At 71.8% G+C, this 22,289-nt stretch carries 18 protein-coding genes; 14 read left to right on the top strand and 4 right to left on the bottom strand.

All coding sequences use genetic code 11. The annotated features are described in order from the left end of the window. Positions 1-224 precede the first annotated feature (224 nt). Positions 225-1,352, bottom strand: coding sequence for an alpha/beta hydrolase family protein (locus tag AWQ68_RS22710; RefSeq protein WP_066943392.1), 1,128 nt, complete (start codon positions 1,350-1,352; stop codon positions 225-227). Between the two features lie 151 nt (positions 1,353-1,503). Between AWQ68_RS22710 and AWQ68_RS22705 the strand changes: the two genes are divergently transcribed. The 9 genes from AWQ68_RS22705 (at position 1,504) to menC (ending at position 13,368) form a co-directional block, all read left to right on the top strand. Continuing rightward, a complete protein-coding gene (locus AWQ68_RS22705) occupies positions 1,504-3,039 on the top strand; it encodes a serine hydrolase domain-containing protein (RefSeq protein WP_066943390.1) in 1,536 nt (511 codons plus the stop codon). A 127-nt stretch (positions 3,040-3,166) separates the two neighbouring features. Beyond that, positions 3,167-4,729, top strand: a complete 1,563-nt coding sequence (locus AWQ68_RS22700; protein ID WP_066943388.1) for an ABC transporter substrate-binding protein — start codon at positions 3,167-3,169, stop codon at positions 4,727-4,729. 1 nt (position 4,730) lies between these two features. Next, positions 4,731-5,687: an ABC transporter permease gene (locus AWQ68_RS22695; protein WP_066943386.1), complete on the top strand. Its 957-nt coding sequence runs from the start codon at positions 4,731-4,733 to the stop codon at positions 5,685-5,687. Beyond that, entirely contained in the window at positions 5,684-6,478 is a 795-nt protein-coding gene (locus tag AWQ68_RS22690; RefSeq protein ID WP_066943385.1) for an ABC transporter permease, read from the top strand. Before AWQ68_RS22695 ends, AWQ68_RS22690 begins: the two co-directional genes overlap by 4 nt. Next, positions 6,475-8,202, top strand: coding sequence for a dipeptide ABC transporter ATP-binding protein (locus tag AWQ68_RS22685; protein WP_066943383.1), 1,728 nt, complete (start codon positions 6,475-6,477; stop codon positions 8,200-8,202). The genes AWQ68_RS22690 and AWQ68_RS22685 overlap by 4 nt, the downstream gene beginning before the upstream one ends. Positions 8,203-8,302: 100 nt before the next feature. Further along, positions 8,303-9,847 carry an N-acyl-D-amino-acid deacylase family protein gene (locus AWQ68_RS22680; protein WP_066943381.1) on the top strand — a complete coding sequence of 515 codons (1,545 nt, stop codon included), beginning with the start codon at positions 8,303-8,305 and terminating at the stop codon, positions 9,845-9,847. Further along, a complete protein-coding gene (locus AWQ68_RS22675; RefSeq protein ID WP_066943379.1) occupies positions 9,844-11,412 on the top strand; it encodes a PucR family transcriptional regulator in 1,569 nt (522 codons plus the stop codon). The genes AWQ68_RS22680 and AWQ68_RS22675 overlap by 4 nt, the downstream gene beginning before the upstream one ends. A gap of 55 nt (positions 11,413-11,467) precedes the next feature. Further along, the gene (locus tag AWQ68_RS22670) at positions 11,468-12,265 is read left to right on the top strand and encodes a GNAT family N-acetyltransferase (RefSeq protein WP_245656042.1); all 798 of its coding nucleotides are present in this window, start codon (positions 11,468-11,470) and stop codon (positions 12,263-12,265) included. Further along, positions 12,262-13,368, top strand: a complete 1,107-nt coding sequence (gene menC / locus AWQ68_RS22665) for an o-succinylbenzoate synthase (protein ID WP_066943377.1) — start codon at positions 12,262-12,264, stop codon at positions 13,366-13,368. The genes AWQ68_RS22670 and menC overlap by 4 nt, the downstream gene beginning before the upstream one ends. Before the next feature lie 136 nt (positions 13,369-13,504). On the opposite strand, the gene AWQ68_RS22660 is transcribed toward menC, so the two are convergent. Continuing rightward, entirely contained in the window at positions 13,505-14,113 is a 609-nt protein-coding gene (locus AWQ68_RS22660) for a TetR/AcrR family transcriptional regulator (RefSeq protein WP_066943375.1), read from the bottom strand. A gap of 29 nt (positions 14,114-14,142) precedes the next feature. On the opposite strand from AWQ68_RS22660, the gene AWQ68_RS22655 reads away from it, so the two are divergent. Next, positions 14,143-14,742 (top strand): amidohydrolase family protein, encoded by a 600-nt coding sequence (locus tag AWQ68_RS22655; RefSeq protein WP_169808973.1) that lies wholly within the window; start codon positions 14,143-14,145, stop codon positions 14,740-14,742. A 175-nt stretch (positions 14,743-14,917) separates the two neighbouring features. Here AWQ68_RS22655 and AWQ68_RS22650 read toward each other — a convergent pair whose 3' ends face one another. Continuing rightward, a complete protein-coding gene (locus AWQ68_RS22650; protein WP_066943371.1) occupies positions 14,918-15,835 on the bottom strand; it encodes a LysR family transcriptional regulator in 918 nt (305 codons plus the stop codon). 192 nt (positions 15,836-16,027) lie between these two features. Between AWQ68_RS22650 and AWQ68_RS22645 the strand changes: the two genes are divergently transcribed. The 4 genes from AWQ68_RS22645 (at position 16,028) to AWQ68_RS22630 (ending at position 19,325) form a co-directional block, all read left to right on the top strand. Further along, entirely contained in the window at positions 16,028-17,245 is a 1,218-nt protein-coding gene (locus tag AWQ68_RS22645; RefSeq protein WP_084464299.1) for an MFS transporter, read from the top strand. Positions 17,246-17,278: 33 nt separating this feature from the next. After that, a complete protein-coding gene (locus AWQ68_RS22640; protein ID WP_066943369.1) occupies positions 17,279-17,665 on the top strand; it encodes a VOC family protein in 387 nt (128 codons plus the stop codon). Positions 17,666-17,895: 230 nt separating this feature from the next. Further along, a complete protein-coding gene (locus AWQ68_RS22635) occupies positions 17,896-18,489 on the top strand; it encodes a TetR/AcrR family transcriptional regulator (protein WP_066943628.1) in 594 nt (197 codons plus the stop codon). Next, positions 18,486-19,325 (top strand): alpha/beta fold hydrolase, encoded by an 840-nt coding sequence (locus AWQ68_RS22630; protein WP_066943367.1) that lies wholly within the window; start codon positions 18,486-18,488, stop codon positions 19,323-19,325. The genes AWQ68_RS22635 and AWQ68_RS22630 overlap by 4 nt, the downstream gene beginning before the upstream one ends. Here AWQ68_RS22630 and AWQ68_RS22625 read toward each other — a convergent pair. Beyond that, positions 19,322-22,216 (bottom strand): aminotransferase, encoded by a 2,895-nt coding sequence (locus tag AWQ68_RS22625; protein ID WP_169808972.1) that lies wholly within the window; start codon positions 22,214-22,216, stop codon positions 19,322-19,324. The genes AWQ68_RS22630 and AWQ68_RS22625 overlap by 4 nt on opposite strands. Between the last annotated feature and the right edge of the window lie 73 nt (positions 22,217-22,289).

Raw genomic sequence — 22,289 nt, 5'->3', positions numbered from 1 at the left:
GAAGCGGAACGCCTTGACGCGCTCGGCCACCCGATCGTACGAACCGGACATTCAGGCAACGCCCTGCAGGTCGTCGCGCACCACCTTGGACAAGGGCGGCCGCCTTCTGCCGCATGACCCGCTGGCCGGGACCTGTTCCCGGCCAGCGTGTTCGCGCCGCGACAACGCGGGCGGGGCGTCAACGCAGCGAGGCGCCGTCTGGGCCGCGCGCCGCGGGGCTTGATCTAGCCGACCGTCTGGAACTTGACCTCGGGGTACTTCGGTGAGCGGCCGTCCAGCAGCGGCTGCACGCGGCCGCGCAGGTGCCGGTCGAAGAACGCCGAGACGTACGCGCGGGTGACGTCCACGGCGCGGGCGCCCTTCAGCGCTCCGGCGGGCATGCCGAGCTGCTCGCTCAGCACCGGATAGTCGGTGAAGGACTCGTGCCCGGCCCCGGTGACGGCCGCCCATCGCTTCCACCCGGTCAGCCGGGGCCAGTTGTCCCGCCAGGACCGCTCCTCGTCCGGGCTTCCCGGAGTGAAGGTGTCCGCGGCGCCGAACAGCATGAACGGCCGGGCCAGCCCGGGGGCCGCGATCGGGGTGATGAACGCGCCGTCCATGTTCACGCCGGCGTCGATCCTGGGGTCGTCAAGCATGGCCTGGGCCGCGCTGTTGCCGCCGATGGAGTGGCCGGCCATGCCGATCTTGGACGCGTCGATCAGCCCGGGCGGCCCCCACGCGGGACGTGGGCCGGTCAGTCGGTCGATCACGAACGAGACGTCGGCCGAGCGGATCGCCGGGACGAGGCCGGGGGAATCCTCGATGTCGCACGCCGTACACGTGGTGGTGCGGCCGTCGGGGAAGGTGGTCGCCATCGACTCGTAGGTGTGGTCGATCCCGGCGACCGCGTAGCCGCGGCTGGCGAGGTCCTCGCCGAGCGAGGTGAGCGACGAGCGGGGCAGGCCGAAGCCCGGGGAGAGGACGACCAGCGGCAGCCCGGTCCGCGACGGCGCCGCCCCGGTGACCGCGTGCGTCCTGATCCGGCTGAGCAGGTCGGTGGGCACTCCTTCGACCTGCAGCCCGGCGAGCAGCTGCGCGGACTCGGCGGGCGTCACGTACCGCGCCCGGGTGCCCGTCTTCGTGCGCGCCGGGTACCACAGCGTGACCATCAGCTCGCGCCGCCGGGCGGGCGTCCACGGATCGGCGCGGGAGGAGTCGACCAGGTGCAGGGTCGCGGTCCCGATCGGGTGCGGGCCCGTCGGCGCGGGGAGGACCGGCGCCGACGGGGCGGGCGTGGAGGCGTGCGCGGGGGCCGCCAGGGGCCCGAACGCGACGGAGGCGGCGACCACCCCGCTGAGCAGTAGCTTGATCATGCGGTGAACCTAGACCCGGCCTGCGCCGCCGGGTTTGTGGTCGTACGCCAAAGATTTCCGGCCGTCCGTCGTCGCCGACGCCAAAACGGGCTCCGCAACTTTGCATCGGCGGCCAAAAGGCGGACCGTCTCACGTCGTGATACTGGAAAACATGGATCTTGAGCTGGTAGAGAACGAGATTTCCGCCCTGGTCAAGCCGGGCGACCCCGGGCTCGCGGTGGGGATATACGCCGACGGCTCCGCGCTGCGCACCACGGCCACGGGCATGGCGTGCGTGGAGTTCGGCGTCCCGATCGACGCCCGCACGCGCTTCGACATCGCCTCGGCCAGCAAGCAGTTCACCGCCGCCTGCGTCCTGCTGCTGGCGCGGGACGGCGCGCTGAGCCTGGACGACGACGTCAGGACGCACGTGCCCGAGCTGGCCCTCGACGTCCCCGTCACGCTGCGACAGTGCCTGCAGCACACCGGTGGCCTGCCGGAGTGGTACGCGCTGCAGGCGATCACCGGCGTGCCACTGGCCGAGATGACCGAGGAGCGGCTGCTCAGGATGCTCGCCGGCATCCGCGCGACGACCTTCGCCCCGGGCACCGACTTCAGCTACTCCAACACCGGCTACGTCCTGGCCGCCGTCGTGGTCTCCCGGGTCACCGGAAAGTCCCTCGCCGCGTTCGCCCGCGAGCGGATCTTCTCCCCCCTCGGCATGGACGACAGCGTGTTCCGGGACGACGCGGCGGCGGCGCTGCCGCGGCTGGCCTACGGCTACGCCAACGCCGACGGCGAGCCCCGGCGGGCCGACACCCAGGAGAGCGCCGTCGGCGACGGCGGCCTGGCGACCAGCGTGAGCGACCTCGCCGCCTGGTTCGGTTTCCTGGCCGACGGACGGGTGCTCGGCGCGGACCTGCGCGACGCGCTGCTCGAACGGGCCGTGCTCGCCGACGGCACCGTCCTGCCGTACGCCTTCGGGATCTACCACACCGAGGTGGCGGGCCGTCCCGCGTACGCGCACGCCGGAGGCATGCACGGGTACCTGTCCAACCTGCTCTACCTGCCGGACCCCGGCTTCGGCGTCGCCGTGCTGTCCAACCAGACCGCGACCGACCCGGTCGGGCTGACCGACCGCCTCGCCCGCATCCTGCTCGGCGAGCCGCCGGTCGCCGAACCGCCGCCCGCCGACGAGCCCATGCCGGTCCCCGCCGGGCACTGGCACGACCGGGCGGGCGACGACACCCTCACCCTCACCGAGGGGGCGGACGGCGCGATCGAGCTGGTCGTCGGCGGCGTGCCCGTCACGTTCACCCCCCGCGCGGACGGCCGCTGGCACGGCACGGGCGACGCCGACGGAGCCTGGCTGGCCAGGGAGGACGACCGGCTGCTGCTGGGCAGCACGTCGGCGGCCCGGCGTCCGGTGGCGTACGTGCCGTGCGACCCGCCGGGCACGGAGCCGCTTCCGGACGGCGTGTACCTCAGCGAGGAGCTGGGCGTCCTCGCCACGGTGCGGGACGGTGAACTGAGCATCGGGACCGAGCTGCGGCTGCCGGTCGAGCCCGCGCCCGCGGGGGCGTGGCGGGCGGGGCCGTTCACGCTCCGCCCGGATCAGGAGGACCTGCTGGTCAGCGGCGTCGGACTGCGCCGGATGCGCTTCACCGGCCAGCCGGAGGGCACCCGCCCGGTGGGCTTCCCACGCTGAGGATCGGCACTCGGCGATTGGCCTGGAGGACGAGCGGGGGACGGCCGGTTTTGGCTGCGGCGTCAGTGAACGCGGGGCGAACGGCTTCTAGCGTCCGACTATCCCGCTCTCCCCCCGAGGTGGTCACATGACATCGCCGAGCATCAGGGCCGCCGCGGCCGCCCTGCTCCTGCTTTCCGTCACGGCCTGCGCCGGCTCCGCCCAGAAAGGCGGCGGCGCAGGCCGTGACGCCCTGGTCTGGGCGACCGGCGCCGCGCCGAACAGCCTGGACATCGCGCACGGCTTCAACAGCGCGTCGACGACCATCCAGACCGCGGTGCTGGACACCATGGTCACCCTCGACGACCGGGGCACGCCGGCCCCCGGCCTCGCCGCATCGTGGACCCAGCCCGATCCCGCCAGCTACGAGTTCACCCTTCGCCAAGGGGTGAAGTTCACCGACGGCAGCGCGCTCACCGCGGACGACGCCGCCTACTCCCTGCGCCGCCACCTGGACCCGGCCGTCGCCTCCCAGGCCGCCAGCTACTTCACCACCGTGAAGAAGGTCGAGGCCGTCGGCGCCGACAAGGTCAGGGTCACCCTCAGCCGGCCCAACCCGGCGTTCCTCGCCGTCGCGGCCGTCGCCTGGCAGGTCGTGCCGCGCAAGCTCGCCGAGGCCCACCCCAAGGACCTGGGCAGCCCCGAGGTCGGCACGATCGGCACCGGCCCCTTCAAGGTCGTGAAGTTCTCCCTCACCTCGGGCACCGTGCTGGAGCGCAACGACGGCTACTGGGGTCCGAAGCCCGCGCTGCGCCGGGTGGAGATCAAGAACATCACCGACGCCGAGACGCTCCGGATGGCCGTCAGGTCGGGCGAGGTGGACGGGACCGACGGCCTGAACGCCCGCGACGCCCGCAAATGGACGGGCCTGCCCGGCGTCACCACGTTCTTCTATCCGAGCAACAACATCGCCTACCTGTCCATGGCCGTCGGCTCCGGGCCGCTCAAGGACGTGCACGTACGGCGGGCGATCGCGCACGCGGTGGACCGGGCGGCCCTCACCCGTCTGATGACCGCGGGCCACGGCAGCCCCGCGACGGCGATGCTGCCGCGCCCCCAGCTCACCGCCGTCTACGGCGACGCCGTCCCCGCCTTCCCCGACCATCCGCTGGACCTGGCCGCCGCCAAGGCCGAGCTCGCCAAGTCCGCCTATCCCGACGGGTTCACGCTGAGCGTGCCGTACGCGACGGGCGGGGACAGCGCGACCGTCATGCAGGCCGTCGCCGCCGACCTCGCGAAGATCGGCATCAAGATCGTCCTGGAGCCGAACCCCGGTGACAAGTACATGGCCAGGGTGATGGCCCACGACCGGCTCGGCATCCAGTACGTGAACCTCGCCTACGGCACGCCGGACCCGATCGAGGTCCTGCCCGACATGATCAGCCGGGGCGCGGCCGAACCGCAGGGCTTCAACTTCTCGGGATACGGCTCGGCCGACGTGGACGCGCGGCTGGACGCGCTCGCCTCGGCCACCGGGGAGGCCAGAAAGACCCAACTGACCGGGCTGCTCACCGAGATCGCCGACCAGGTGCCGTACATCCCGCTGTTCTACACCGACAACGCGGTGGCGCTGAGCGACCGGTTCACCGCGACCTTCGGCACCTGGACGTTCAGCTTCTTCACCGTCATCCGCCCGGCGTCGGGGAGCTGACATGGCGGTCCTGACCCTCCTCGGCCGCCGCCTGGCGGCCGCCCTGGTCCTGCTCGGCGTGCTCTCGGCGCTCACCTTCGGGCTGCTCGCCGCCTCGCCCGGCGGTCCGGAGCAGGTGCTGCTCGGCAGCCGTCCCTCGACGGCCGAGACCCGCGCCGCGATCCGGGCCGAGTACCACCTCGACGACCCGTTCCCGGTGCGCTACGCCCGCTGGCTCGGCGACGCCGTGCGCGGCGACTTCGGCGTCTCCATCTACTCCCGGGAGCCGGTCGCGGACGTCATCGCCGACCGGATGCCGGTCACCGCGAGTCTGGCCGGCTACGCCCTGCTGCTCACCATCGCCGTCGGCGTCCCGCTCGGCCTGGTCGCCGCGATGCGGCGCGGCGGCGCCCTGGACCAGGGCATCACGCTGGCCGCGCTGGTCACGCTCGCCGTCCCGCCGTTCGCGCTGAGCATCCTCCTGCTGTACGGCTTCGCGGTCGCGCTCGGCTGGTTCCCCGTCTTCGGCGCGGGCGAGACGCCGCTGGACCGGATCGTCCACCTCACCCTGCCCGCCGTCGCGCTGGCCGCGGCGCAGACGGCGATGGTGGTACGGCAGATGCGGGCGGCGGCGCTGGACCTCGCCGGGCAGGACTTCCTGACGTTCGCGCGGGCGCGCGGCCTCCCCCGCCGCCGGATCTGGCTCGGGTACGCGCTGCGCAACGCCGCCCTGCCCGTGCTGACCGTCGGCGGGCTGCTGCTGGCCGCCAACCTGACCGGGTCGCTGTTCGTGGAGCAGGCGTTCGGCCTGCACGGGCTCGGCGCGCTGCTCATCGGCGCCATCGGACAGAAGGACATCCCGGTCGTGCAGGCGCTGGTCCTGCTGGGCGGCGCGATCGTGGTCGCGGTGAACCTGCTCATCGACCTGGCCTACCTCGCGGTGGACCCCCGGGTGCGGCACGGCGCGGTGACGTCGTGAGGGGCGTCCTGGTCACCGTGCTCGCGCTGGCGGCCGTCGCCGCCGTCGCCGGCTCCTGGCTGGCGCCGTACGACCCGGCGGCGCAGGACCTCGCGCTCGGCGCGGCCGGTCCGAGCGCCGCACACTGGCTGGGCACCGACGACCTGGGCCGGGACGTGCTCTCGCGGCTGCTGGCCGGCGCCGGCTCGGCGCTGTTCTGGCCCGTCCTCGTCGCGCTGGGCACGACCGCGCTCAGCACCTCGCTCGGCCTGCTCGCCGGCTACCGGCTCGGCTGGGTGGACGCGCTCATGATGCGGATCATCGACCTGGCCATCGCGATGCCCGGGATGCTGGTGCTGATCGTGGTGGTCGGCGTGCTCGGCGGCGGGTACGGCTGGGCCGTCCTGGCGATGGCCGTGCTGTTCACCCCCGGCGACATCCGGGTGATCCGCAGCCTGACGCTGGCGCAGCGCGGGCTGGCCTACGCCGAGGCGGCCAGGACGCTGGGGCTGCGCCCGGCGCGGATCATGTTCCGCCACCTGCTGCCCAACCTCGCCCCGACGGTCGTCGCGAACGCCCTGCTCAGCTTCGTCGCCGCGCTGGTCTCCCTGGCCGGGCTGTCCTTCCTCGGCATCGGGCTCCCCGCGGGCACCCCCGACTGGGGGCTGATGGTCGAGGAGAACCGCGGCCTGCTCGACCTCAACCCGTGGGCGGCGCTCGCCCCGGTCATCCTGATCACGCTGGTCGCGACCGCCGCCACCCTGCTGGGCGACCGGCTGTTCGAGACCCTGTCCGAGGGAGGCGCGCGGTGACCCTGCTGGACGTCGGCGGCCTGACCGTCACCGGCCGCCACCTGATCGTGGACGGCGTCGATCTGAGCGTCTCCCGAGGTGAGACCGTCGGCCTGGTCGGCGAGTCGGGCAGCGGCAAATCCCTGACCGCCCGCGCCGTCGCGGGCCTGCTGCCGAAGGGGCTGACCGCGACCGGATCCGTCGCCCTGTCCGGCCGTGAACTGCTCGGCGCCCGCGAACGGGTGCTGCGGTCGGTGCGCGGCTCGCGGGTGGCGCTCCTCATGCAGGACCCCTTCGCGATGCTCAACCCCCTGCGCACCGCGGGCGCGCACATCGCCGAGTCCCTGCCGCGGCTGCCCCGCGCGGCCCGGCGCGCGGAGGTGCTCAGGCGGCTCGCCGAGGTGGGCATCGCCGACCCCTCGGTGGCGACCCGCCACCCCTTCCAGCTCTCCGGCGGGATGCGGCAGCGGGTCGCGCTGGCGGCGGCGCTCGCCCGCGACCCCGAGTTGCTCATCGCCGACGAGCCGACCACCGCGCTGGACGCGACCACCCAGCACGAGATCCTCATGCTGCTGCGCGGCGTGCAGCGGACGCGTGGCATGGGCGTGCTGCTGATCACCCACGACCTGCGCGTCGCGTTCGAGCTGTGCGACCGGGTCTCCGTCATGTACGCGGGGCGGATCGTCGAGAGCGGCCCCGGCTCCGGCGTGGCCGGGGCGCCCGCCCACCCGTACACGGCCGGGTTGCTGGCCGCGCTCCCCTCGGTCACCGCGACGCTGCCGCGGCTGGAGGCCGTCCCCGGCTCCGTTCCCCACGCCGAGGACGTGACCGACGTGTGCGCGTTCGCGGCCAGGTGCGGCCAGGCCGAGCCCGACTGCGGGCGGGCCCGCCCGCCGCTCCGCGAGGTCTCCCCCGGCCGGCGCACCGCCTGCCTGTACGACGTCCGCCCCCGCCCCCGTACGGCGCCGCCCGCCCTCGCGCCGGACGCGGCCCCGGCGGGCGGGACGCTGCTGCGGGTCGAGGAGCTGCGCAAGGAGTACGGCGGGCACGTCGCCCTCGGCGGGGTCTCCCTCGATGTCGGCGCGGGTGAGAGCGTCGGCGTCGTCGGCGAGTCCGGCTCGGGCAAGACGACGCTGGCCCGCTGCGTCCTCGGCCTGGCCACCCCTGACGGGGGCCGCATCGAGCTGGCCGGGCTGGACGTGACCCCGGGCGCGCGGGCGGCGCGCCGAGAGGGGGCGCACCGGCTGGTGCAGTGCGTGTTCCAGGACCCCTCGACCTCGCTCAACCCCGCGCTGACGGTGGGCGCGACGCTCGCCGAGGCGGCCGCACAGGGCCGGGCGGAGGGGCGGCCGTCGGTGGCCGAGCTGCTCGACCTGGTCGGGCTGCCCGCCGCGTACGCGGACCGCCGTCCCCGGGCGCTGTCGGGCGGCGAGCGGCAGCGGGTCGCCATCGCCAGGGCGCTGGCCGTCCGGCCCGCCCTGCTCATCTGCGACGAGCCGACGGCCTCGCTGGACGTGTCCGTCCAGGCGCACGTGCTGGAGCTGCTGCGCACGATCCGCCGGGAGCTGGGCACCGCCCTGCTGTTCATCACCCACGATCTGGCCGTCGTCCGGCAGATCTCCGATCGGACGGTGGTGCTGTTCCGGGGCGCGGTCGTCGAGTCGGGCGAGACCTCCCGGGTCCTGGACGCCCCGGTGCACGACTACACCCGCAGGCTCCTCGCCTCGGTCCCGCCGACCCCGTGACGGCCGCCGTTCCGGCCGACCCGAATGACCTGCTTTTGTCCACCTATTTCCATACTTTGGTCGATAGTGGCCGGAGTGCCCTGGAAGGAAGCCTTGTCTCATGCACGACCTGCTTCTCCGCCACGGAACCGTCCACGACGGGTTCGGCGGTCCCGCCCGCGAGGCCGACGTCGCGATCGACGACGGCCGGGTCACTGCCATCGGGCGTGAGCTCGGGGCCGCCCGCCGCGTGATCGACGTCTCCGGGCTGGTGGTCGCGCCGGGGTTCGTCGATCCGCACAGCCACTCCGACACCGTGCCCTTCCTCACCGAACCCCAGCCGTTCAAGCTGTACCAGGGCGTCACCACCGAGATCATCGGCAACTGCGGCTTCTCCTGCGGCCCGGCCAACCCCGACACCGCCGGCTTCATGCCCGCCGTACTGGCCGGGGAGGCGTTCGCCACCTTCGGCGCGTACCTCGACGCGGCCCAGGCGGCCGGGCCCAGCAACAACCTGGCCGTGCTGGTCGGGCACAACACGCTGCGGCTGGCCGCGGGCGGGATGGAGGCCGCGCTGGGCCCGGAGGCGCTGGAGCGCATGTGCGCCCTCGCCGCCGAGTCGTTCGCGGCCGGCGCGGTCGGCCTGTCCAGTGGCCTGGAGTACGTCCCCGGCGCGTACGCCGACACGGACGAGCTGGTCGCGCTCGCGCTGGTCGCCCGCCGGTGGAACCTGCCGTACGCCACGCACATGCGCAGCGAGAGCGAGGGCCTGGCCGACGCGCTGGACGAGGCGATCGCGGTCGCCACCCGGGCCGGCGTGCGGTTGCAGGTCTCGCACTGCAAGGCGTCGGGCCGGGCCGTCCACGGTTCCTCCGCCATGCTGCTGGCCAAGCTCGCCGCCGCCCGCCGGGCGGGCCTGGACGTGCGCGCCGACGTCTATCCGTACCGGGCCTTCGGCACCGGCCTGGTCGCCGTGCTGCCCCCGCGCGCCTGCGAGGGCGGCGAGGACGCGCTGCGGGCCCGGCTCGCCGACCCGGCCGAGCGGGCCGCGCTCCGCGCGCTGGCGGAGGACCCGGCGACCGCCGTCGGGGTCGGCCTCTGGCGGGAGCTGCACCCGGCGGACGTGCAGATCCTCACCCACACCGACCCCGCCGTCGCCGGGAAGCGGCTGGCCGACCTGCCCGGCGACCCGTGGGACGCCCTGTGCGACCTGCTGCGCGCCGACCCGCACGCGGCCGGGGTCTTCCACACCATGCACGACGACGACGTGACCGCGATCATGGCGGACCCGCTGGTCTCCATCGGCTCCGACAGCGGCCCTCCGGTCGGGCCCAACCACCCCCGCACGTTCGGCACGTTCCCCACCTTCCTCGGGACGTACGTCCGGGAGCGGAAGGTCGTGCCGATGGCCGAGGCGATCCGGAAGGTCAGCTCGGCGGTGGCGGCCCAGTTCGGGCTCACCGACCGCGGCTGGCTCGGTCCCGGCGCCGTGGCCGACGTCTGCGCCTTCGACCCGGCCGCCGTCGGCCACCCCGGCACGTACGAGACGCCCGACGCGCGCCCCACCGGCGTACGGCACGTCCTCCTCGCCGGGCACGAGGTGATCGCCGACGGCGAGTTCACCGGGGGCAGGCACGGCACGGTGCTGCGGCGGGGCGCCCCGTGACGGCGCGCGGGCGGGTCACCCTCGGGGTGCTGCTGGACAGCCTGGGCGCCGAGGTGGTGCGGGCGCTCGCCCTGCCGCGCGGGCGGGAACTGCTGGTCGGTACGCCGGTCATCTACGACCCCGAGGAGCCGATGACCGGCCTCGACGGCGCGGTCCTGCTGGTGACCGGGCGGCCGTCCGCCGAGGTGCTGGCCCGCGCGGGCGAGGCGGGGGTCGCGGTCGTGATCGTCAAGCCGGGCACCTGCGACCCGGAGCCGCTGGCCGAGGCGGCCCGCGCCGCCCGTACGGCGCTGCTGGCCGCCGCTCCCGACCTTTCCTGGGGGCAGCTCTACACGCTCATCGACGCGCTGCTCGCGGTGGTGGCCCCCGCCGAGAACCTGGGCGACGCCTGGGCGGCCGATCTGTTCGCGCTGGCCAACCAGGTGGCGATCCGGGTGGGCGGCGCCGTGGCGATCGAGGACCTCGCCATGCGGGTCCTCGCGTACTCCACGGTCGAGGGCCAGCCGATCGACGACCTGCGCAGGGAGGGCATCCTCGGCCGCAGGGTGCCCGAACACCCGACCAACACCGAGGAGTACGCCGCGGTGCTGCGCGCCGAGGACGCGGTGTGGAGCTACGAGCCGCGCGAGTTCTATCCTCGGCTGGCCATCGCGATCCGCGCGCGCGGCGAGGCGCTCGGCACGATCTGGGTGGTCCGGGCGGAGGACCCGCTCGCGCCCGACGCCGGGGACGTGCTCGCGGAAGCGGCCCGCGCCGCCGCGCCCCACCTGGCCAGGATCAACCTGGCCGCCGACGAGGCGCGCCGCCGCCGGGACGAGTGCCTGGACCGGCTGCTGCGCGGCATCGGCCCGGTCAGGGAACTGGCCACCTCCTTCGGCCTGCTCCCCGACGAGCCGGTGACCGTGGTGACGGTCGGCCCGCACGCCCGCCCGGCCGACGCCTTCGCCGCGACCCACGCCGGCGACCTGCTGCGCACCGCCTACGCCGCGTACCGGATGCGGGCAGCGGCCGGAGCGGTCGACGGCCGCGCCTACGCGATCGTCGCCGCGGACTCGGCGGCCCCGCTGCTGCGCCGGATCACCGCCGACACCCTGGCCAGGGTCGCCGACCGGCTCGGCGGACGCTGGCGCGCGGGCATCGGCCGGACCGTCCCCTCGGTCTCCTCGGCCCCCACGAGCGCCCGCCAGGCCGAGGAGGCGCTGCGCGCGCTGTGCGGGCCCTTCGCGGACGCCGAGGTCGGCCACCACGAGGAGCTGTCGGCCGCGCTGTTCCTGATGGACGCCGACACCTCCATGCGCTCCCGGCCCTCGCTGTACGGCGAGCCGCTGCGGCCGGTCGCCGAGCACGACGGCCGGTACGGCACCGACTACGTGCGCAGCCTGCGGGTCTGGCTGGCCGCCCACTACGACGTGCCCCGGGCCGCGGAGCTGCTCTCCTTGCACCCGAACACGCTGCGCTACCGGCTGCGCCGGATCGGCGAGCTGATCGACCTGGACGATCCGGACATCCGCCTGGTCCTGGCACTCCAGCTACGGCTGAGCGGCGCCACAAATCCGCCCGGGTGAAGTTCGGCGTCCGCGCCAACGCGGTGTGCACGCCCCCGGCGGGATGCTGTGGAGCATGGTCGAACTCCTCGCCCCGGCTCCGGCCGGGGTACGCCTCCTGTCCCTGCACGCCACCTCCGACCTCCAGCGGGCCGACCGGCTGCTGCGCCGGATCTGGGGCACCGGGCCCGGCGACGACGCGCCCCTCGCCCTGGACATGATGTGCGCGCTTGCCCACACCGGCGGCTACGTCGGCGGCGCCTTCCTGGACGACGAGCTGGTGGGGGTCGCCGCCGGGTTCCTCGCCGCCGGGGGCACCCTGCACTCCCACATCGCCGGAGTCGCCCGGGAGGCGCAGGGGCGCGGCGTCGGCCTGGCGCTCAAGCGACACCAGCGCGCCTGGGCGGCCGAGCACGACCTGACCGCCATCACCTGGACCTTCGACCCGCTGGTCCGCCGCAACGCCTACTTCAACCTGACCCGGCTCGGGGCGACGGCCGTCGAGTACCTGCCCGACTTCTACGGCCCGCTGAGCGACGGCATCAACGACGGCGACGTCTCCGACCGCCTCTTCGTCACCTGGCCCGTCCCCGCGTCGGGCACCGCGTCCGCCGCAGCGCCCCCCGTCACCGCGCCCGCCGCCGTGGCGATCCTCGACGAGGCCGGGGCCGTACGTGCGGGCAGGGGCGCGCCGTGGCTGCGCTGCGCGACCCCGCCGGACGTCGAGCGGCTGCGCGTGGACGACCCCGGCGCGGCCAGGCGGTGGCGGACCGCGCTCGGCGACGCGCTGGGCGGTGCGCTCGCCGACGGCTACCGGATCGCCGGGTTCACCCGCTCCGGGTGGTACCTGCTCACCCGGGGAGGTGCCGCGTGAAGCTCGAAGGCGTCGAACTGCGTCGCGTCGCGCTCCCGCTCGTCACTCCGTTCCGCACCTCGCTCGGCACCCAGACCGTGCGCGACGCCCTGCTCGTACGCGTGGCGACCGACGAGGGTGAGGGGTGGGCGGAGTGCGCCGCGGAGGACGATCCCACCTACTCCCCCGAGTACCTGGAGGGGGCGGCCGACGTGATCCGCCGCTTCCTCGTCCCCGCGCTCTTCCCGATCGACCTGGACCCGGCCGCCGTCGCGCCGGCCCTGCGCCATCTGCGCGGCCACGTCATGGCCAAGTCAGCGGTCGAGACGGCCGTGCTCGACGCCTGGCTGCGCGCCCGGGGCGTGTCCCTCGCCGCCTACCTGGGCGCCGTACGGCGCAGCCTCCCGGTCGGCGTCTCGGTGGGCATCACCGACACCATCGACGAGCTGCTCGACACCGTGGACCGCCACCTCGCGGCGGGGTACGCCCGGGTGAAGCTGAAGATCGAGCCCGGCTGGGACCTGGAACCCGTCGCCCGGGTGCGGGAGACCTTCGGCGCGGACGTGATGCTCACCGTCGACGCCAACACCGCCTACCGGCCCGCCGACGCCCGCCACCTGGCCGAGCTGGACGCGTACGGCCTGGCCATGATCGAGCAGCCCTTCGCCCCCGACGACCTGCACGCGCACGCCCGGCTCGCGGCGATGATCGGCACCCCGATCTGCCTCGACGAGAGCATCACCTCGGCCCGCGACGCCGTCACCGCGATCCGGCAGGGGGCATGCTCGATCATCAACATCAAGCCGGGCCGGGTCGGGGGCTATCTGGAGGCGCGCCGCATCCACGACGTCGCCGCCGCCCACGGCCTGCCCGTGTGGTGCGGCGGGATGCTGGAGACCGGGCTCGGCCGGGCCGCCAACCTGGCGCTCGCCGCGCTGCCCGGGTTCACCCTGCCGGGTGACATCTCCGCCACCGCGCGGTACTACGAGCGGGACGTCACCGCGCCGTTCACGCTGGTGAACGGCGAGCTGGCGGTACCGGCCGGGCCCGGCATCGGTGTCACGCCCGAGCCGTCCGACCTGGAGGCGCTCACCACCGCGACGGAGTGGATCCCCGCCCCCTGAGGCACCGGCGGCCGCCCGTCCCCTCGCCTCATGGGCGCCGGGGCGGGCGGCCGTTCGCATTCGTGACATGTCCCGCTATTGACGCGCGCGCCCGCCACTCGTGATACTCCGGATCCAAGTTAAATTTGATTCAAGTTCAAGAGGTGGGCGCGATGCGCAGCTCATCGGCGGCATGTCCCAGCGCGGTCCGCACGGCCCGGTCCCGGCCGAGACGCCCGATGAGCACGTGGACCGCCAGGCCGTCCAGCAGCGCGTTGAACCACGGCAGGAACTCCTCGACGGCGACCGGGCGGAAGACCCCGCTCGCCACGCCGTCATCGATGATCGCGGTGAGATCCCGCATCCAGCCGGTGTCTATCTCGTCCGCCGTACGGCTCATCTCGTCATTGGTCACCGAGCGCAGCCAGGCCTCCAGCCAGAGCTTCCAGGAGACGTCGTGACTGTCCTCCGGCAGGTAGAGCCGGACGAAGCGATCCAGCCGCTCCTCGGGATCGGTGACCCCGTCCAGCTCGAGCGCCCGCCGCTCGGCCAGCATCCGCTCGCTCCAGCGGAAGGTCTCGGCGAGGATCCGGTCCCTCGACTGGAAGTAGTACAGAACCCGCGCCGGGCTCATCCCTGCGCGGTCGGCGATCTGCTGGACCTGGATCTCGGCCACCGGCCGCTCCGCGATCTCGGCCAGCGCGGCCTCCAACACCGTGCGGCGCGCCTGACGGCCACGCTCCTGCGTCCTGGTCCGGTCAGTCATCCGCCCATCGCATTCAGAAGGAGAATCCCGTGGAGAATATCCTCCCCCGCCGTACCGTGCTGACCGCCGGGCACTCCGCCGTCCGCCCCGCGATCGCGCACGCCGAGCTGGTCGATCCCGCCGACGTCCCCCGGTTCGCCAAGCTGAACGTCACCGCGGCGATGGGTTTCCACTGGGCCAAGCCCGCCCCCGACTCGGTCGAGTCGGTCAAGCCGTACCTGGGCGCGCGACGCTGGGCGAACTACGAGCCGGAAGGTGACATCGTCCGTGCCGGCGGCCGGGTCTCCCTCGGCAGCGACTGGCCGGTGGACCCGCTGGACGAGTGGACCGCGATCAAGACCGTCCTCACCCGCACCGCCGCCCCGGACAGCACCTACGCCAAGGAGGGCGCCATGACGCCCCACCAGCGACTCACCCGCGCAGCCGCCATCCGCGCCGTCACCTACAACGGCGCCTACCAGCTCAGGCAGGAGGCGTACACCGGCTCGCTGGAGGCGGGCAAGTTCGCCGACCTGATCGTGCTGGACCGCAACGTCATGAAGGTCCCCGCCGAGCAGATCGCCCAGACCAAGGTCCTGCTCACCATGGTCGGCGGAAAGATCGTGTACGGCACCGCCGACCTCGGCTGACGGCGACAGAACGAGCGCCTCCCGACTGGGATGCCGCCGGGAGACGTGCCCAGACGAGGGGCTCACCCAGGTCGTCGGCTGCGTTGGCGGCCGCGCGGGGCTCATCTTCCCGGGGAGCGTGTCGTGGCGTGCGGCATCTCGGGGCGCGACGGAGCTCCGGTTCTCACGTGGGTGATCACGCGGAGAAGGTCTCCCGTCCGGCGCTGCCCGGACGGGAGACGCTCTCCGGCTGATCAGCGCGAATCAGCTCAAGGAAGGCCGCGGCCGCCGGGGACGGCCGGGTGTGCCAGATCAGGTGCTCCACCCGCGTAGGGGCATCGCGAAGGCGGATGACGCGCAGGTCGGAGAAGCGCGGCGCGTACGCGGCCGGCAGCATGCCCACTCCGAGGCCCTGCCGTACCAGATCGACCATGAAGTCGGCGGCCGACACCTCGAAGGGCACCTCACGCTGGACCCCCGCGGCCGCGAAGGCCTCGTCCGACTGTGCCCGCCCGGTCGAGCCGGAGCGGAAGTCGATGAACGGTTCGTCCGCCAGGCCCCTCAGGTCCACCTCGTTCTCCGTCAGGTGGTAATCCGGCGCGACCACGGCGACCAGTTCGCCTCCGCCGAGCCGGCGACTCTGGACGCCCTTCGGTTCCACACGGGGCGGCAGGCCAAGGAACGCGACGTCGACACCGCCTCGCCGGACCCGCTCGATCAGATCATCGCTCCCCGCCGAGGCGAGCGTGATGTGCACCCGCGGATGGCGTCGGCGGTAGTCCCTCAGGGCGACCGGCAGGTTGACGGCCGCGACTGTGGGGATGGCGCCGATGGCGAGCCGGCCGCGGACCTCCCCGCTGGCGGCCGTGACTTCGGCCCGCGCGCGATCCGCGGCCTCCAGACAATCCCGGGCCGCGGGCAGGAAGGCCTCTCCGGCCGGCGTCAGCCGTACGCGCCGGCTGGTGCGCTCGAACAGCCGGGTGCCCAGCTCCCGTTCCAGGCTGGCGATCTGATGGCTGAGCGCCGACTGCACGACCCGGCAGCGTTCGGCGGCCCGGGTGAAGTTGCTGGTCTCCGCGACCGCGAGGACGTACCTCAGTTGCTGCAGCTCCATGCAACCATCGTGCATCACGATCGATCACGATGAAAAGTATGTGTTGGACTCATTGATCGATGGTCGCGCACCCTTGAGCCATGACGGACCCCTGAAGCGCGCGCTCATCATCGCGGCCGCGCGGCTGCATCGCGAACCGCGGGTCATCCGTTTCATCCACGGTCCATAACACGAACGATCAGAGAGAAGAGAATGACCACGCGTGATAGACAGCCTCACTCGGCCTTGAGGTCATGGCTGGGGGTTTCCGCGATCACAGCCAGTCTGTTCGTCTTTCTCACCACGGAGTTGATGCCCGTTGGCCTCCTTACTCCGATAAGCACAAGCCTGGGCATATCAGTGGGCATCGCCGGGCTGATGGTTACTCTGTACGGCGTGTCAGCCGGGCTGGGCGTACCGTTCATCGTGGCCTGGTCCAGGCGCGTCAACCGACGCGTGCTGCTGTCCACGCTCCTGGTGATACTGACCCTGGGCAACCTCATCACCGCCACCTCGCCGAACTATGCGCTGGTCCTGACAACGCGGCTCATCATGGGATTCGCCAACGGCGTGTTCTGGGCCATAGGCGTGAGCATGGCGATACGCCTTGTTCCGGAACGTCACGCGAGCAGAGCGGCCGCGGTCGTGATGTCCGGCATCTCGATCGCCGCGGTCGCGGGCATGCCGCTGGGAACGATCCTGGAAAGCCTCACCGACTGGCGAACCACGCTTCTCATCTGGTCCGGCCTCGGCGCGCTGGTGCTCGTCGCCGTCGTCGCCACCATTCCATCGCTGTCGTCGACGAACGCGGTCTCGGTGCGGGAGGTCTTCGGGCTCCCCCTGAAGAACGTGCCGCTACGTCTGGTGCTGTTCACCGTCGTACTCTTCGTGCTCGGCCATTTCGGCGCGTACACGTTCGTGCGCCCCTACCTGGAGGACAGCGCATCCGCCACGCCCTTCTTCATCACCGTGCTGCTGGTGCTTTACGGCGCAGGAGGCGCGGCCGGGAACTTCATCGCCGGATACACGGTGAACAAGAGTTTGCGAGGCAGTTTCATCGTCGGCTGCGCCGGACTCGTGGTGTCCCTGTTGTTGCTGCTCACGATCGGCCACGGGCAGGCCGGTTCGGTTATCGCGCTGATCCTCTGGGGAGTTTCCTTCGGTGTCGTGCAGCTGTGCCAGGTCAACATGACGCAGGCCGCCGCGCCCGACACCTTCGAAGCCGCGATGTCACTCAACACCATGGCGTATAACACGTCCATTGCGCTCGGGGCGCTTTTCGGTGGACTGTTCGCCGATCATCTGGGTGTCACAAGTGTCGTCTGGTTCGGCGTGGCCCTGACCGCGGCTTCGCTGCTCCTCACACTCGGCACCCGCCAGAAGACCTCACGCACCGCCCCCGGCGATGCGTTGGCACCGGCCAGTAAATAGGCCGGCCCTCCAATCCTCATGAAGGAGATTTCGGTGCGCGTGAAAGCCTTCGATCACCTGGTGCTCAACGTACGGGATGTTGAGCGGGCGCTGGAGTTCTACTCGGGAACCCTCGGACTCGAAGAGGAGCGGGTCGCTGAATGGCGGGCGGGTAAGGCGCCCTTCCCGTCGGTGCGGGTCAACGAGTCCACCATCATCGACCTGGTCGAGCGCCCGCGTGGCGAGTCCAACGTGGACCACTTCTGCCTTGTCGTGGATCCCGTGGACTGGCAGGAGGTGATCGATTCCGGCGTCCTCACCGTGCTGGAGGGGCCGGTCGGCCGGTTCGGCGCGCGTGGCGACGCGCAGTCGGTGTACGTGCAGGACCCGGACGGCAACATCGTCGAGCTGCGCTGGTATCCCCAGGACGCCGTGCGGTGAGTCGTGCCGGGGCCGGCCGGCCGCGTGATCCCGCGATCGATGCGGCAGTGCCGATCTTGGCGTGTCGGTCTGCGCCGGAGGCCGTCACTCGTGGTCATGGCTCCGGAACGTCGCGATGACGCATATTCCCTTGCTCAACATGCGGCTTTTCTCGCTATCCTTGGGGCCCAAGGCTTAAACTAGGGCTACTAGGAAGAGCCGAAGGCTTCTAGGAGAAGGGCGGTATGCGCATGGTCCGGGCCGGGTTGACGGCGGATCGGGTGACGCTCGCCGGCGCCGAGCTGGCGGACGAGGTCGGGCTCGACCACGTGACCATGTCGGCGGTGGCGCGACGACTCGGGGTGAAGGACGCCAGCCTTTATGCGCACGTCCGCAACCTTGAGGACCTGCGCGGTCGGATCGCACTGCTGGCGGCGGACGAGAAGACCATCCGCATCGCGGAGGCCATCGCCGGGCGTGCCGGAAAGGACGCGCTGGTCGCGTACGCGAACGCCTACCGGCAGTACGCCCACGACCACCCGGGACGGTACACGGCGACGCAGATCCCGATACAGATCGATCCCGAGCTCCTGGCCGGGGCGCCCGGGCCGCGGCGCGCGGTCGAGCTGACCTACAGCATGCTGCGCGCCTACGCACTGCGGGAGCCCGACCTGACCGACGCGGTCCGGATCATGCGCAGCATGCTCCACGGCTTCGTCAGCCTCGAGGCCGCCGGCGGGTTCGCGCACGCGCGCCCGGTGGAGGACTCCTGGCTCCGCTGCGTCGACGGCCTGCACACCCTCCTGGAGCACTGGCCCGCACACGATGAAGGAGACCCCGCATGACCAGCCCGACCGTCGGCCGCCTGCGCGTGGACGGCGCCACCCTGCACTACGAGGTACGCGGACGGGGCCCGCTCCTGCTGCTGATCCCCGGCGGCGCGGGCGACGCGGCGTCCTTCGACGGCATCGCCGACGACCTGGCCGCCGATTACACCGTCGTGTCCTACGATCCACGCGGCCTGTCCCGCAGCCCGCTGGACGACCCGGAGGACCGGCAGCGGGTCGCGCAGCACGCCGACGACGCGTTCCGGCTCCTGGAGCTGCTGTCTCCGGACGCGCCCGCCCGCGTGGTCGGCTGCAGTTCGGGGGCGATCGTCGCGCTGCACCTGCTCACCACCCATCCCGAACGGGTCGAACGCGTCGTCGCGCACGAGCCGCCGATGGTGGAGGTGCTGCCGGACGCCGCCGAGCATCGCGCGATGCTCGCCCGCGTCCGGGACACGTTCCGCCGGGACGGGCTGATGCCCGCGGTGGCCGAGTTCGCGGCGGGCCTCCGACGGCCCGGCGCCCCACCCGTCACCGCTCGGGCCGCCACCCGGCTACCGCCCCAGGCGGCGGCGCGAGCCGAGCGGACGATGGCGAACATGCCCTACTTCGTCGGGCGTATCGTGCCGAGCTTCATGGCCTACGTCCCGGACGTGGATCGTCTGAAGGCCCTGTCGGACCGGCTCGTGCTCGCGGGCGGAACGGACTCGAACGGTGAACTGCCCTACCGTCCCGCCGCCTTCCTGGCCGAGCGGCTCGGCACGGAGCTCATCCACTTCCCCGGCGGGCACACGGGCCTCAGCACGCACCCCGCCGAGTTCGGCGACCTGCTCCGCAAGGTGCTGAGCGCCTAGATCGCGTCGGAAAGCGCCGTGTCGAGCGCATCGAGGAAGTGGTCGATGCTGGCAGTGCTCACACACAGGGGCGGTTTGATCTTCAGCACGTTCTGCCGGTCACCGGTGGGTTGCACGATGACGCCGAGTTGAAGCAGCCGATCGCACAGTGCCCGGGTCTCTGCTGTGGCAGGTTCCAGCGTGATGCGGTCGCGCACGAGTTCCAGCCCGAGATAGAGGCCGCGCCCGTGTGCTGCGCCGATGAGACTGTGGCGTTCAGAAAGGCGGGCGAATCCTTCGAGGAGTCGCTGCCCCATGGCGCCGGCGTTTTCTTGGAGCCCTTCGTCCCTGATGATGTCCAGAACAGTGGTGCCGAGCTTCGCGCTCAGGGTGCTCCCGCCTGCGGAGGAAAAGAAGGTTCCCTGCGCCGCGAGCGACTGGGCGATCTCGGAGCGTGTGATCACCGCACCGAGCGGGTGGCCGTTGCCCATCGCCTTCGCCACGGTGATGATGTCGGGGACCACTCCGGGATGCTGCTCGAATCCCCAGAAGACGTCGCCCTGGCGGCCGTACCCGACCTGCACTTCGTCGGCGATGCACAAACCACCGTCGGCTCGAATCGCCGCGTAAACCTTGAGGAGATAGCCGTCGGGCACCTCGATGGCTCCCGCGTTGCCGTGTCGGGGCTCCGCGATGAACGCCCCGATGGGCGTTCCCTCCGCCGACCACGCCTCGATCTGGCGAACGGCGTCGCGGGCGTAGTGCATCCCCGCGCCGGCGCCACGGTACCGCCCGCGGTAGGCGTTCGGCGCCTCGAGCACGTGTACCCATGAGGGCCTTGTCTGTTCGGCGAGCGGATTGTCCGACACGCTCGCTGAGACGGCGTCGGCGGCGACGGACCAACCGTGGTAGGACTCGCTCACGCAGGCCACGTCCTCCCGGCCCGTGTGCGCGCGGGCAAGGCGAAGGGCGAGGTCGACAGCCTCCGTGCCGCTATTGACCAGGAGCACCGTGTCGAGCGGGGCCGGCACCGTCTCGAGGAGCCGCTCGCTGAACTCGGCGACGGAGCGATAGTGGAACCGCGAATTCGTGTTCAGCATGCGCCATTGGTCCGCGACCGCTGCCGCGAGCCGGGGGTGACCGTGGCCGAGCGCGGTCACGTTGTTGACCATGTCGAGGTAGTGGCGGCCGTTGGTGTCGATCAGGTACTCGCGCCAGCCCCGCTCGATCTGCGGCGGCCGCAGGTAGTAGTGCCCCTGGAGCGGCGCGTACGCGCGGCCGCGTCGCTCGAGTTCGGCGTTCGGGTCGACTTCCCGATGCTCGCCGCTTGGGGTGAGGAGCTCTGCCGGGTCGAGGAAGACGCTACGCCATCCTGGTGCTTCGCTCGAGCGTACGAACCGTGGAAGCTGCTGCGGCGCTTCGGCTCGGTCAGCGGTGACGTACCAGACCTTGATCCGTCCATCGAAGGTCGCGATTCGCTGGCCGGCCTCGACTTCGCCGTGGTGGATCATCCCCCGCGGCTCCCCTTCGATGACGAGTGCAAGGTCGCCTGCTGTGAGTGTGATGGCCCATCCGTCTGCGGCGACGCGCCCCGATACGGGAGCAATGAGGTCGATTGGTGAAGACGAGGCGACATCAACGAACAGTGGCACGTTGACCGGTTCTTCCGGGCCGGGAACGCCGGCACGAGTAAGGCGAGGCTCGGCGAATCGAGTGACAGCAAGCCCCTTCTGGCTTGCAGCCTCGAGTTGCGCGGTCTCGACAAGTTCGGCGTCGCCTAGCCATTCGCCGTTCTCAAGCGTTCGACTGTCGTAACCGAGCACCACTTCCTGGATTTCGCGGACATCCTGGATGAACGGGACGGCGTCGCGCCATCCCTCAAGTGGTGCGGAGTCGGTGCGGATTGCGGCACGGATGGCCGCCGTCATCACGTCGGCGTCGTGATGGGAGGCTGTCGCGAACACGACCCACTCGCGCTCCAGTGCGTTGCGGGCGTAGTCGTTCTCAGGGTCGATACTCACCTGCTGCAGCCCGTTCACGACAAGTGCCGCCCCCCGGAGCACGAGCAGCGGCCAGATGACTCCGATCTCCTCTTCGGTGAGCCCGATCTTCCGATCGAATGCGGCGATGAGCGGCAGGATGGCGAGCGGTCGAGACGGGTCGTGATGCAGGACGAAACTGCATGCGATCACCAATTCACCGATGCGCCAGCTGTCGGCGGCATCGCCGAAGTCGATGATGCCGCTCACTCGGCCCTCGTCATCGATCACGATGTTGTCGTCCGTCAAGTCTCCATGCACGGTCTGCACCGGAAGCTTGTCAGCGACTGGGTTGACCGCTTGAAGCGAGCGCAGCGTCGCCTTCTCGACTGTCGTTCGCCGAGAGTGGTCGCGCACGAAGCCGAGCAGCCCGAAGATCACTTCACCGGCTCGGCGCAGGTCCCACTGGATGGACCGGTTCAACCCCGGGTGAGCGAACCCCACGAGTGCGAGGCTGACGTCACCGACGAGCTCACCGATGCTCTGGAGGGTCCGCTCCGACAGGTGCGACCGCTCGATCAACGGCCTTCCTTCGACCCAGGTGAGAAGCCGTGCGAAATGCCGCCCGTCTCGAAGCTCCACCGGTGCCTTGTATCCGCCATCAACGGTCTGCACGGGCTGAGGAACGTTCAGTCCATGTTCGTGGAGGCGTCGCATGATCGCGTTCTGCGCGTCGACCACCGCCTCGCTGAACGCCGAGTTGCTGACTTTGAGCAGCCAGCGTCCGCCATGGTCGTCATCGATGAGGAAGTTCCGGTCCTGTTGGCTGCCGAGCTCGATTACGTGCCCTTCGACGCCGAACAGGTCTCTCGCGATCATGTTCGCTTCGGAAGCCGTGACGGCAGGACGCGGCAGCTCCCACGCTTGATTCATTCGCAAACCCCGTTTCATACTGCTGATTCAGCATCATAAGGGATCTGTTACAGCTGATTCATCACCCACCCGT

This window comes from Microtetraspora fusca (assembly GCF_001570365.1).
Lineage (GTDB): Bacteria > Actinomycetota > Actinomycetes > Streptosporangiales > Streptosporangiaceae > Microtetraspora > Microtetraspora fusca.
This window is presented reverse-complemented; position numbering and strand designations above follow the sequence as displayed.

What these genes read in the sequence shown, in the direction of transcription:
- AWQ68_RS22710 (WP_066943392.1), bottom strand. Translation starts at nt 1,352, where the DNA reads ATGATCAAGCTACTGCTCAGCGGGGTGGTCGCCGCCTCCGTCGCGTTC.
- AWQ68_RS22705 (WP_066943390.1), top strand. Translation starts at nt 1,504, where the DNA reads ATGGATCTTGAGCTGGTAGAGAACGAGATTTCCGCCCTGGTCAAGCCG.
- AWQ68_RS22700 (WP_066943388.1), top strand. Translation starts at nt 3,167, where the DNA reads ATGACATCGCCGAGCATCAGGGCCGCCGCGGCCGCCCTGCTCCTGCTT.
- AWQ68_RS22695 (WP_066943386.1), top strand. Translation starts at nt 4,731, where the DNA reads ATGGCGGTCCTGACCCTCCTCGGCCGCCGCCTGGCGGCCGCCCTGGTC.
- AWQ68_RS22680 (WP_066943381.1), top strand. Translation starts at nt 8,303, where the DNA reads ATGCACGACCTGCTTCTCCGCCACGGAACCGTCCACGACGGGTTCGGC.
- AWQ68_RS22670 (WP_245656042.1), top strand. Translation starts at nt 11,468, where the DNA reads ATGGTCGAACTCCTCGCCCCGGCTCCGGCCGGGGTACGCCTCCTGTCC.
- AWQ68_RS22660 (WP_066943375.1), bottom strand. Translation starts at nt 14,113, where the DNA reads ATGACTGACCGGACCAGGACGCAGGAGCGTGGCCGTCAGGCGCGCCGC.
- AWQ68_RS22650 (WP_066943371.1), bottom strand. Translation starts at nt 15,835, where the DNA reads ATGGAGCTGCAGCAACTGAGGTACGTCCTCGCGGTCGCGGAGACCAGC.
- AWQ68_RS22645 (WP_084464299.1), top strand. Translation starts at nt 16,028, where the DNA reads ATGACCACGCGTGATAGACAGCCTCACTCGGCCTTGAGGTCATGGCTG.
- AWQ68_RS22635 (WP_066943628.1), top strand. Translation starts at nt 17,896, where the DNA reads ATGGTCCGGGCCGGGTTGACGGCGGATCGGGTGACGCTCGCCGGCGCC.
- AWQ68_RS22630 (WP_066943367.1), top strand. Translation starts at nt 18,486, where the DNA reads ATGACCAGCCCGACCGTCGGCCGCCTGCGCGTGGACGGCGCCACCCTG.
- AWQ68_RS22625 (WP_169808972.1), bottom strand. Translation starts at nt 22,216, where the DNA reads ATGAATCAAGCGTGGGAGCTGCCGCGTCCTGCCGTCACGGCTTCCGAA.